The organism is Streptomyces sp. NPDC054847 (assembly GCF_053610925.1).
Map to the genome: position 1 here is coordinate 1 of NZ_JBSGZJ010000225.1, position 11,360 is coordinate 11,360.

10 protein-coding genes and 2 pseudogenes are annotated in these 11,360 nt (G+C 69.0%); 6 read left to right on the plus strand and 6 right to left on the minus strand.

Features of this window, described 5'->3' with window-relative positions; all coding sequences use genetic code 11:
- Positions 1 to 122 precede the first annotated feature (122 nt).
- Positions 123 to 1,442 carry an ABC transporter substrate-binding protein gene (locus tag ACWGH4_RS21490; protein ID WP_453463214.1) on the minus strand — a complete coding sequence of 440 codons (1,320 nt, stop codon included), beginning with the start codon at positions 1,440 to 1,442 and terminating at the stop codon, positions 123 to 125.
- A 178-nt stretch (positions 1,443 to 1,620) separates the two neighbouring features.
- Between ACWGH4_RS21490 and ACWGH4_RS21495 the strand changes: the two genes are divergently transcribed.
- Positions 1,621 to 3,006: an ROK family transcriptional regulator gene (locus tag ACWGH4_RS21495; protein WP_453463217.1), complete on the plus strand. Its 1,386-nt coding sequence runs from the start codon at positions 1,621 to 1,623 to the stop codon at positions 3,004 to 3,006.
- Positions 3,007 to 3,144: 138 nt separating this feature from the next.
- Positions 3,145 to 3,489 carry an STAS domain-containing protein gene (locus tag ACWGH4_RS21500; RefSeq protein ID WP_453463220.1) on the plus strand — a complete coding sequence of 115 codons (345 nt, stop codon included), beginning with the start codon at positions 3,145 to 3,147 and terminating at the stop codon, positions 3,487 to 3,489.
- 132 nt (positions 3,490 to 3,621) lie between these two features.
- Here the strand turns inward: ACWGH4_RS21500 and ACWGH4_RS21505 are convergent, their stop codons facing one another.
- Complete coding sequence (locus ACWGH4_RS21505) at positions 3,622 to 3,891, minus strand: hypothetical protein (RefSeq protein ID WP_453463222.1); 270 nt, start codon at positions 3,889 to 3,891, stop codon at positions 3,622 to 3,624.
- Positions 3,892 to 4,233: 342 nt separating this feature from the next.
- On the opposite strand from ACWGH4_RS21505, the gene ACWGH4_RS21510 reads away from it, so the two are divergent.
- The 3 genes from ACWGH4_RS21510 (at position 4,234) to ACWGH4_RS21520 (ending at position 8,378) form a co-directional block, all read left to right on the plus strand.
- Positions 4,234 to 6,702, plus strand: coding sequence for a glycosyltransferase (locus ACWGH4_RS21510; RefSeq protein ID WP_453463225.1), 2,469 nt, complete (start codon positions 4,234 to 4,236; stop codon positions 6,700 to 6,702).
- A 147-nt stretch (positions 6,703 to 6,849) separates the two neighbouring features.
- On the plus strand, positions 6,850 to 7,281 hold the full coding sequence (locus ACWGH4_RS21515) for a hypothetical protein (protein ID WP_453463227.1): 432 nt from the start codon (positions 6,850 to 6,852) through the stop codon (positions 7,279 to 7,281).
- Between the two features lie 131 nt (positions 7,282 to 7,412).
- Entirely contained in the window at positions 7,413 to 8,378 is a 966-nt protein-coding gene (locus ACWGH4_RS21520) for a glycosyltransferase family 2 protein (protein WP_453463230.1), read from the plus strand.
- A 104-nt stretch (positions 8,379 to 8,482) separates the two neighbouring features.
- On the opposite strand, the gene ACWGH4_RS21525 is transcribed toward ACWGH4_RS21520, so the two are convergent.
- The 3 genes from ACWGH4_RS21525 to sigJ form a co-directional block, all read right to left on the minus strand.
- Entirely contained in the window at positions 8,483 to 9,025 is a 543-nt protein-coding gene (locus tag ACWGH4_RS21525) for an MOSC domain-containing protein (protein ID WP_441262599.1), read from the minus strand.
- 293 nt (positions 9,026 to 9,318) lie between these two features.
- Positions 9,319 to 9,699, minus strand: coding sequence for a VOC family protein (locus tag ACWGH4_RS21530; RefSeq protein ID WP_441262355.1), 381 nt, complete (start codon positions 9,697 to 9,699; stop codon positions 9,319 to 9,321).
- 183 nt (positions 9,700 to 9,882) lie between these two features.
- On the minus strand, positions 9,883 to 10,803 hold the full coding sequence (sigJ, locus tag ACWGH4_RS21535; RefSeq protein ID WP_453463233.1) for an RNA polymerase sigma factor SigJ: 921 nt from the start codon (positions 10,801 to 10,803) through the stop codon (positions 9,883 to 9,885).
- A gap of 102 nt (positions 10,804 to 10,905) precedes the next feature.
- On the opposite strand from sigJ, the pseudogene ACWGH4_RS21540 reads away from it, so the two are divergent.
- A pseudogene (locus tag ACWGH4_RS21540) lies at positions 10,906 to 11,265 on the plus strand (hypothetical protein); the annotation flags it as partial.
- On the opposite strand, the pseudogene ACWGH4_RS21545 reads toward ACWGH4_RS21540, so the two are convergent.
- Positions 11,226 to 11,360: pseudogene (locus tag ACWGH4_RS21545) on the minus strand (zinc-dependent metalloprotease); the annotation flags it as partial. The pseudogenes ACWGH4_RS21540 and ACWGH4_RS21545 overlap by 40 nt on opposite strands.

Here is an 11,360-nt window from a genome sequence, read left to right on the forward strand (position 1 = left end):
CGGCAGCGCCGTGCGGCGGGTCCTCCCGGGGCGGCGCGGGCCGCGCGCCGCCCCGGGGGAGTTCTTCCGCACGGCCGGTTCCCCGGTGGTCGGGACGACGGTCGTGTTCATGAGAGGGTCGCTCACTGCTGGGGCATCTGCTGCTGGGCCTTGGCCAGTTCGGCCTTGACGGACTCGGTGGTCACCTCGCCGCCGTCGGCGGCGGAGGCGAAGAGGTTCTTGACCGCGGTGCCCACGACCGTCTCGAACTGCGACTCGCTCGGGACCTGGGGGAGCGCCTCGGCGCTGGTGGCGAGGGTGTCTCGCAGCACCTTCAGCTCCGGCCGGTCGAACGCGGGGTCGCTCTGCGCGGCCTTGACCGGCGGTATGGACCCGTAGGTCTTGCAGAGCAGCTTCTGCTCCTCGTCGCTGGTCATGAACTTCACGAACTCCAGGGCCCCGTCGAGGTTCTTGGTGTTCTTGAAGACGGCCATGTTGATGCCGGCGACCATGGAGTTGACGTTCTTGCCCTGGCCCGGGGCGCCGGACCGGACGGGCACCGGCGCGACGCCCCACTCGTCGTCGCTCATGCCCTGGGACTTGAACGTGGAGGCGGCCGCCTGCCACAGCACCATCGCTGTCTTGTCCTTGGCGAAGTCGCTCAGCGACTGGTTCTGGGCGTACTCGGCGTTGCCCGGGGCGATGATCTTGTCCTTCGCCATGAAGTCCACGTACTGCTTCACGGCGGCGACGGCGCCGTCGGAGGTGAAGTCGGGCTTGCCCTCGGCGTCGAAGAAGTCGGCTCCGTGCTGCTGGCCGAGGACGAACACCTGGTGGATGTTGTTGGACAGGTTCGCACCCTCCGCGCCGAGGGCCCACTTGCCGTCCTTCGACAGCTTCTTGCCGGTCGCGACCATCTCGTCCCAGGTGGCCGGCGGCTTCTCGATCCCGGCGTCCGCGAACATCTTCTTGTTGTAGTAGAGCGCGTACGACATCGAGTACAGGGGCACCGCGGCCGGGTCGGAGCCGGCCGCACCGGTCGAGCCGAGCGCGGCCTCCACGAAGCGGTCCTTGCCGCCGATCTTGGAGAAGTTCTTCTCGTCCCACGGCAGCAGCGCGCCGGTGGACTGGAGGGACGCGGACCAGGTGTTGCCGATGTTCAGGACGTCGGGGCCCTGGCCGGAGGTGGTGGCGGTCATGATCCGGGTCAGCAGGTCCGACCACGGAACGACCTCGAGCTTGACCTTGATGCCGGTCTTCTGCTCGAACTTCTTCAGCTCCGGCTCGAGGATCTTCTTGTCGGCCTCGATGTTCGGGCCCTGGTTCGACGCCCAGTAGGTGAGCGTCTTCGACGACTCGTTGGAACCGCCGCCTCCGGCGGACGAGCCGCCGCCGCACGCGGTCGCGGTGGCGAGCAGGGAGACGGCGACTGCACCACTGGCTACCGCTCTGTATCTGCGCATAACTCCAGGTGTCCCTTCCGGAGGGGTGGTGCCGCGGGGAGGGGCCGACAGGCTGCGGCTTCAACCTCTGAATGCCTCACGGCTTAATTTAGGACGTGAGTTAAGCTTTCGCGGGCGGCATCGTCAAGAGGTTGAACCCGGCGCACTTCCGGGACAGCGCAGGCCGAAGGAGCGAAGGATGTCTGGACGAAGCGGGCGAACGGTCAATGACCTGCGGCGGAGCAATCGCGCGACGGTACTGCAACGGTTGTATTTCGATGGCCCCATGAGCAGGCAGGCCCTCGGTCCCGCCACCGGGCTGAGCTCCGGCACCATCAGCAACGTCGTCGGCGAACTCATGGGCGACGGCCTGGTGGAGGAAGCCGGCAGCATCGAGTCCGACGGCGGCCGCCCCCGGACTCTCGTCCGTGTCGCGCCCGGCAGCGGGTGCCTGATCGGTGTCGACGTCGGGGAAACCCGGGTGCGGGTGGAGCTGTTCGACCTCACGCTCACCGAACTGGCCCGCACCGAACGGCCCTTGAACGGAGTCGGATACGACGTCGGCGTCATCGTGGAGCAAGTCCGCCACGCCATGGAAGAAGTGCTGCACGCGACGGGCGTCGGCGTCGACGGACTCCTCGGTGTGGGCGTCGGGGTGCCAGGCATCGTCGCCGCCGCACCCGGGTGCGGGGCGGTGGTCCACGGCCAGACCATCGGCTGGGACGCGGTCCCGCTGGAATCCCTGCTGCGTGCCTCCTGCCGGCTGCCCGACACGGTGCCGTTCTTCATCGAGAACGGCGCGCGGACCCTCGGCCAGGCGGAGATGTGGTTCGGGGCCGGCCGCGGCGCGCAGAGCGTGGCCGTGATCCTCTTCGGCTCCGGCGTGGGCGCCTGCCATGTCACGGACACCGCCGAACAGGGCAGGGCCCTGGAATGGGGCCATCTGACGGTCAACGTCGGCGGCCGCCGCTGCCGTTGCGGAGCGCTGGGCTGCCTGGAGGCGTACGCGGGGGCGGAGGCCCTGGTGGACCGGTGGCGCGAGGCGGGCGGCCGGCCGCCGGAGGGGGCCGACGAGGAGACGGCACTGACGGCGCTGCTCTCCGCGGCGTACCCGGGCGGCGGTGAGGGGACGCACCGGGGCGACGGTGACAGGGCGGATCCGAACGGCGGTGAAGGGGTTGGTCGGGGCGCCGGTGACGAGACGTGCCGGGACGGCGGTCAGGAGGCGGATCCTGTGGCGCTCGCGGTCGTCGAGGAGACGGCGGAGTACCTCGGTGCCGGGCTGTCCGGCCTGATCAATCTCTTCCAGCCCGAGCGCATCCTCATCGGCGGATGGGCCGGACTCCAGCTCGGCCCGCGCTTTCTCGACGCCGTGAGGGAGCACGCCACTGCGTACTCGCTCCGCTATCCGGCCGGACGGGTGACCATCGACCTGGGCCAACTGGGGCCGGACGCGGTCACGGTCGGTGCGGCCACCCTGCCGCTGGCCGGCTTCCTGGCGGGCGGTGGCAGACCGGCGGAGCCGGTGCGCGAAGCGCTAACGCCGGCGTGGCGGTCCGCGTTGGACGGCCGGGTGCCGAGCTGACAGTGGGGGAATGGAGGGGGCAACTCCACCGGGCCCGGCCCAGGTTCGTGCGCCGACCGCCGGTGCTGACCCCGGCTCTGCCGTCTGGCTTGAGACAATGGAACCGCACGCCCCTGACCTACTGCTGAGGAGGCCGCCGTGGCAGTCGAACCCGACCGGCCCGCCCGCTCGCAGGCCGGGTCCGTCCGGATCGTGGAAGCGGACGGCCGGCACGCCGTCCTCGTCTTCTCCGGCGTCCTGGACACTCACGCGCTGCGTAGGCTCGAGGAACGCCTCCTCGACCCACGGCTGCGACAGTCGGGCACCTGGGTGCTGGAGATGAGCGGTCTCGAACGGATCGACCTCGCGTGTGCCTACGGCCTGCTCCGCGCCGTGACCGTCGCGCCGGAGCCGGTCGGCATCACCGTCCGAGGCGCCCGCCGTGGCGTGGTGCGGACCTTGCGGCACGCGGGAGTCGACGCGGTGGCCACGATCGAGACCTGACCGGCCACGCCGGTCCCGGGCTGTGCCCATGCCGGCCCGGAGCCCGATGCGCCGGCGTCTCGCCGTGACGACCACCGCCGGCCCATCATGGACCCGGCTGCCGGACCGTGTGCCGGCCCGTAAGACGGCTCCCTACCGCCCGGCCGGCCGGGCGCCGTCCCGCGCGGTGCGGACCCCGTCGAGGAACGCGCCGAGCCCGGCGTCGAAGGTCACCGACGAGCCGGTGAACAGCACCGTCCCGTCGGGTGCGACGTAGACCTTGCCGCCACCCCGGACGGCATGCACGACGCACACGCCCGCGCCGTCCTCCAGCTCGACGACATTCAGGTTCGCGCCGGGCGTGACGTCCGTCAGCCAGCTCCTTCCGACTTCCGCCAGTCGTTCTACGTCGATCGTGCTCACCGGCCGTGCCTCCTTCTGCTGCGGGGTTGTGTCGGTCCCGTCCGTCGCATCCGGCACCGGCCGCACGGGCACATCGAGGCCGCTGCCGGTGAACGGCTCGACCAGGATGGCGTACTGCTCCGCCGGGATGCGGGCACGATCTGCCCCACACCAAAGCCGCGCTGGGGCGACTGCTTCAGGCGCTGCTCGCCGACGGGGGCGCGGATGCCTGAGTTGCTTCAGCATGCCCGCCCTGACGGCGTCCGTTACGACCCCAACTCCCGGAGCTTCTGCGACTGCAGGCGCACCGATGGGTGAGCGGCGGAGCAGACAGCGCACGGCGGCATCTCGTCGACCGCGCGGGTGAATGTTGTGCCGACGGGTCCATCGGGAGCCTGGCTCGACCAGACAGCGCGCCATACTGTGCAAATGTCCGCACAGGAGAGAATTCCCCCGCTGATCCACCAAACGTGGAAAGACTCTGATATCCCTGCGGAATGGCAGGAGTGGGCCGATTCCTGGCGTCTGCACCACCCCGACTGGGGGTATCGGCTGTGGACCGATGCGGACAATCGCGCATTCCTCGAGGAGCGCTATCCGTGGTTCCTGCCGATTTATGACGGCTACCCCGAAGCAATCATGCGGGCAGACGCAATTCGTTACTTTCTGCTCGACCACTTCGGCGGGCTGTACGTGGATCTGGACTTCGAGTGTCTGCGGTCCGTCTCCGGCATTCTTGACGGGCGCGACCTCGTCCTCGGCTGCGAGCCGGACGTGCACACCCGGCTGCTTCTGGCTCGCCGGCGCGGATTCGACCGCATCGTCGGCAACGCGTTCATGGCGTCGCGGCCGGGCCACCCGTTCTGGACCCACGTGCACCGCCAACTCGTCAGTGCGCACAAGCTGCCCAGCACCTTGGACGCGACAGGCCCGTTCTTCCTCACCCGAGCGGTCGACAGCGCCCCTGCGACCGACTCGATCACGGTTCTCCGCCCGGAGGTGCTGTACCCAAAGGTGAGCCCGTACGCGACAGAGCTGTTCGGGCCGCAGGAAACCGACTACGACAGCGCGTACGCGGTGCACCACTGGTCGGACAGTTGGGCGTTCGATACGTCCGCGCCGCCGCGGATGTCCGCCGGTAAGCGGTTTCCGTTCTGGGTGAGCCAGGAACTGCAACCGTCTGCTGACGGCATGCTCAGCCTTGACACCCAGCGCCGCCGCTGGGCCTCGGGCGCGCCGGCACCGACGGTGTCATGCCTGATGGTCACCAAGGACCGCTCGGCGACGGCGCGACGGGCGATCACGTGTTTCCGTAACCAGACCTACCGGAATCTGGAACTGGTAGTCGTGGAGGACGGCACGGACGACGCCCTGGAGCAGCACATCCGCAATCTGAGCGATCCTCGGATCTGCTATCACCGGCTCCCCCCGGAGGGGCGGACGCTGGGCGAGCTGCGCAACGAGGCGGTGGACCGGGCCACCGGGCCCTATGTGTGCCAGTGGGACGACGACGACCTGTACGACCCGGAGCGGGTCGAGACGCAGATGGCGGCGATTCTCGCGCTCGGCACCGAGGCGTGCTTCCTCGCCCGGGAGCAACTGTGGTGGCCGGACCGGCGCAAGCTCGGGGTCTCCTGCGCACGGGTCTGGGAAGGGTCGATGGTGTGTGCGACCGACCGGATCCCGCGCTACCCGGCGCAACGCCGGGGCGAGGACACCCCGGTGGCGGAAGAAGTGGTGCGGACCTGCCGGGTCGTAACGGTCGACGCGCCCCAGCTGTACACGTATGTGTGCCATGGAGCCAACACGTTCAACGAGTCCCATTTCGCGGAACACTTTGACGTGGCGACCGAGATCTGGGCCGAACCCGCTGTTTACGCCGAGCGGTTGCTGGCCATGGCGGCCCGGCTGCCGATCGAGCCCAAGGACATCGCCCATGCGGAGACCGGCACCACCATCGACCGTACCCCCGAGCCGAAACCGCGGCCGACTGCCGTGCCCGCGACGGCCGCGGCGAGTGAGCGGCCCTCGCTGCTGGTACTCAGCCCGCTCAAGGACGCTGCCGCGTTCCTTCCCGGCTACCTGGACCGCCTTCGCACGCTGGACTACCCCCGCGAGGCGATCTCGTTGGGGCTGCTTGAGGGCGACAGCAGGGACGCGACACCGGAGATGCTCCAGCAGGTCCTGCCAGGGCTCGAGGCGGAGTACCGGCGGGTCACGCTTGTGCGCCGGGATTACGGGCTCCAGTTGGCCGGACCTCGTTGGGAACCCGGCATCCAGCGCTGGCGCCGCTCGGTGCTGGCCAAGGTACGCAACCACCTGGTCTCCCGGGCCCTCGTCGACGAAGAGTGGGTCCTGTGGCTCGACGTCGATGTCACCGGCTACCCGGCCGACCTGGTCCAGCGTCTGCTCGGCGCACGCAAGGACATCGTCGTTCCGCACTGTGCCACCGCGCCCGGTGGGCCTACGTACGATCTCAACACCTTCGTCCTTCACCCGAGGGCCGGCACGCTCAACTGGTCCCAGTGGCTGCGTGACGGCATCCTGCAGCCCCCGAGGGGGTTCGGCCGGATGTACCTCGACGAGTTGCGCGGGCAGGGGCTGCTTCGCGTCGACTCGGTCGGCGGCACCGCATTGCTGGTACGCGCCGACCTTCACCGTGACGGTCTGATCTTCCCGTCCTTCCCTTATCAGCACCTCATCGAGACCGAGGGTTTCGCCGCGATGGCCCGGGACATGGGTGTCGCTTGCTGGGCAATGCCCGACCTGGAAGTGCTGCACCCGCACCATGCCCAGGCACCCGCGCACGCCGAGGCCGTTCCGGTTCCCTGAGGCAGGGCCGCGTGGGGCCGGCACAGTCGGCCATTGCGGAGAGTGGTCGTTTTGACACGCTTGGTAGTCAAACTTACGGTGGTCCTACTGCCCTGCCGCGACGTTCACCGGCATCCCGGGGCAGATCCCCCACAGAAAGGCGCCACCGTGAAAGCCCGCGCCATCACTTCCCTGGCTCTTCCCGCCGTTCTGGCCACTGCCGGACTGGTCGGCACCGCAGAGGCGGCTTACGCCTCCCTCGGTCCGGATCCGGCGGCCTCCGCGAAGCATGGACAGCAGATACAGCCCATAGGCGACGTCACCCTCACGCAGGGGACCGCGACCCACTGCCCGCCGTTCGGCAACGTCACAGTCACGGACTACGGACACTGCTGCACGCCCGTCGGCAACATCACGATCCCGGACTACGGGTACTGCTGCACGCCCGTCGGCAACGTCACGGTCGCGGACTACGGGTACTGCTGCACGCCCGTCGGCAACATGACGATCCCGGACTACGGGTACTGCCGCGACGACGATCACCACCACGACCACAGGCCCAACAGGCCTCACCACGCGGCGCTCGAACTCCACAGCTAGCACGCGGTTCAGCAGGTCGGCTCCGACGCGGCCCCGGAACGGGGACGGGGCGGCGACGCCCGACCTGCCACCCGCGACCACACTTCCAGGATCCTCCTCTCCCGTTTCCGTTCCGAAGCGAAGGACGGCGCATGCCCAATTCCCACCCCGTGGTCTCGGTGGTCATCCCGTGCCATGACTACGGCCGTTATCTGCCCGAGGCGGTGTCCAGCGTCGTTTCCCAGACGTTCCGCGACTGGGAGATCGTCATCGTCGACGACGGCAGTACCGACAACAGCGTCGAGGTGGCCGAGGCCCTGATCGCCCGTAATCCCGACCGGCGCATCAGGCTGCTCCAGCAGGCCAACGCCGGGGTGTCCGCCGCGCGGAACACCGGGATCGAGGCCAGCGCCGGCCGGTACATCCTTCCATTGGACGCCGACGATGTGATCGCAGCCACGATGCTGGAGAAGACCGTCGCGGTCCTGGACGGCGACCCCGGCATCGCCATCGCCTCGACCGATGTGTTCGCCTTCACCGACGACGATCTGCCTCCGCAGGCGATGCCCTTCCCCGCCTACAGCAGGGAACTGCTGCTTCAGCGGCTGATCATGTTCTACTGCTCGCTGTTCCGCCGCGAGGCATGGGAGACCGTCGGCGGGTACAACGAGAGCATGAAGGCGGGAGAGGACTGGGATTTCTGGGTCGGCTGCGTAGAGCACGGATTTGATGCTCACCACATCCATGAACCGCTGTTCGGGGCGCGAAACAAGGACACAGGACTGCACGTGGAAGCCGTCGAGAACGACCTTGCGATCCGAGCGCGGATCGTGGCCAACCACCCGGGCCTGTTCAAGCCGATCACCCGTAACTGGGCGGAGGCCGTACTCGGCCAGGACGCGGACGCCTGTCTGCGGGACGAGCACGTGCCCGACGACATTCTCACCCGCGCTGCCGAGATGGACCAGTTCCTGACTGCGGTCATGGCCCTGCAGCGCACGACGCGGGTGCAGTACTACCACATCAAGCGGCTGGAGAAGGCTCTGGCCGCTCAAACCGGCACCGCCGGCCTGCCCACCCGTGAAGAGGACGCGTCCGCGACGGTTCCCGCCCTTTGACGGCTGCCGGAACGCACCCTCGCGGAGCCTACGCAGCAGGGAAGCCGTACCTGCCCGGCGGACGCGCGTGGACCCAGGCGCTACGCAGGCCGGAGCGATGAAGTTCAGACACGTTCCATCGGACGGTGCGGGCCCGCGGGCAGTTCGACGGCGATCGTGTCGCCGGGGCGGACGGTACCTCCCTGCCGGACCACGCCCATGATCCCGGACTTGAAGGTGAAGTCGCCCGTCGTCGCGTCGAGTTCGAAGACCTCCTTCAGGAGGCCCTGCTGGAACGTGTTGATCTGTGAGCACGGATTGCGCAGTCCCGTCACCTCCACGATCGCCTCCTCGCCGAGGCGCAGCAGCGCCCCGGTGGGCAGCCCGAGCAGGTCGATCCCGCGCGTGGAGATGTTCTCGCCGAGCTCGCCCGCGGCCACGGTGAAACCCTTCGTGGCGAGCTCGTCGAACAATTCCTCGTGCATGAGGTGCACTTGGCGCAGGTTGGGCAGGTGCGGCTCGTGCTGCATGCGGAACCGGTGCTTGACCGTTTCCCCGGCGTGGACATCGCCCTCCACGCCGAGACCGGCGAGCAGCGTGATGCTCTCGCGGTTCGGCTTGCTGAACGAATACGTCCCGTTGCTGCTCACAGCTGTGACCCGCGCCATCGTCCTGCCCACTTCTCCTCGCCCGGTACGACCTTCGGTACGGCCAGCGTACTCAACGGTCAACGGCGGCCCGCCGGCGTGAAGGCGGGGAGCGGCGGCCGTTCGGCAGAACCTCGTCGAGCGGGCCGCTCACCCCGGTTCGCCGGGCCACCGCGAGGTCTCCGGGTTTCGTCCTTCTTGGTCGATGAACCCGCCACCGGAGACCTCGCTCGCCTCGCGATCACGACACGCACGTCACACCGGACCTCCAGGCAGACCTCAGGTGCCCGGTGCCGAGGCGTGTCCGATGAACATCAGAGCGGGTTGAGGCGGGCTTTGAGCAGGCAGAACTCATTGCCTTCCGGGTCGGCCAGAACATGCCACTGTTCTTCGCCGGTCTGGCCGATGTCGGCCGGGCGCGCACCGAGCTTCAGCAGGCGCTCGAGTTCGGCGTCCTGATCACGGTCCGTGGCGTTGACGTCGATGTGCAGCCGGGACTTCCCCTTCTCCGGTTCGTCCCTGCGACTGAGGAAGATCGTCGGCTGCGGACCGCCGAACCCTTCGCGCGGCCCGATCTCCACCGAGCCGTCGTCCTCGCGATCGAGCACGACGAAGTCCAGGACCTCGCACCAGAACCGTGCCAGCACCTCGGGGTCGCGGCAACCGAGCACCAGTTCACCGATACGACATGCCATTGACGAAACCTCTTCTCCGCCTGGGAACCGCCGGGGAGGCCACACGCGAACTCGTGGCCCCAGCAGCGAGAACAACCCCGCGACCGTACCGGACGAGGCGATCACGGGCGAGGTGATTTCGGGGCCGACCCTGCCCGGGCCGCGGCCCCCGTCACCGTCGGTCCGAGCCCACTCCGGCTGCGCTCATGATCCGCCGCACGGCACCCGGCCGTCCCGCACCCACGGCCGCAGCTTCTCGGGATTCCGGACCGCCCAGATGCGGGTGACGCGGCCGCCGGCGACATCGAACGACGCCACGGTCATAACGGCGCCGGCACGCTGGGCCACCAGCCCCGGCGCACCGTTGACCGAACGTTCCAGGAGTTGGAGCCCCGGAGCCTTGTCGGCGATGGCGACCATGTACTGGGCGATGCGCGTACCGCCTTCGATCGGGCGCAGGACGGTACCGACCATGCCGCCGCCGTCGGCGGTCATCACGGCGGCCGGGTCGAGGAGGTCGACGAGGGCCGCGATGTCCTTGGCCTCCCATGCCTCTTTGACACGCCGTACCGCGTCGGCCTGTCCGGCGGCCGTCACCGGAGCCCGAGCGACACGCACCCGCCGCCGGGCGGAGGCCGCGAGCTGCTTGCAGGCGGCAGGGGTCCGGCCGAGGATGTCCGCGATCTCGGCGAACGGGTACCGGAAGACGTCGTGCAGGACGAACGCCACCCGCTCGGCGGGCGTCATCGACTCCATGACGACGAGGAGGGCCATGGCCACCGATTCGTCCAGGACCATCTGGCCGGCGGGGTCGGTGCCATGGCCGTGGTCCCGCTCGGCGTGGTCGGGCAGCGGTTCGGGCAACCACGCGCCGACATAGCGTTCACGCCGCGCCCGCGCCGAGCCGAGCACGTCCAGGCAGATGCGGCCGGTGACCTTCGTCAGCCAGGCCCCGGGGGACAGGATCTCGTCCTGGCGGCTTCGTGGCAGCGCGTACCAGCGCGCGTAGGCCTCCTGCACGGCGTCCTCCGACTCGGCCAGCGATCCGAGCAACCGGTAGGCGACATTGATCAGTTGGCGCCGCTCACCGGCTATCTCATCGGTGCTCGTCCCAGCCGTCCCCATGCTCCCGACCGCCTCCTCGCCTTACCTTTCGCAGGCCCGCGTCGTCGGCCTGGTGAGACCTTATCGATCTACTGCCCCCAGGGCGGAAAAGGGGACCGTGGCATGGCAACCCGGACGACGGCACTACGGCGCTTCTCGTTCCTGCAGATCGCGATCACACTGCAGACCCTGACCCTCTTCCTTCAAGCGGTCTCCGCCGGGATGCTGCTGACCTCGTCCTACGGAGCGACGCTTCACAGTGTCGGAGCCCGCGTGATGTACGGGGCGTCGATGCTGTATCTGTTCGCGGCGGTGGCGGCGTGGAAGCCGGGTGGCGGCTCGCCCCGGCCCGTCCTGCACGCGTCCGGCTTCCTCGTCCTCGCCTCGGCCCAGGTCGTGCTCGGCATCGCGCACATACCGTCGCTCCATGTCCCGCTGGGCGTCCTGATGTTCGGACTGAGCGTGCTGGCACTGGCGCGGCGCTGCTGGAACTTCTCGCGGATCTCGGCGACGGTCGGTACGACGCTGGGGCCGACCCCGTCCATCACGTAGTCGGCGTGGCCCTCCAGCAGGGACAT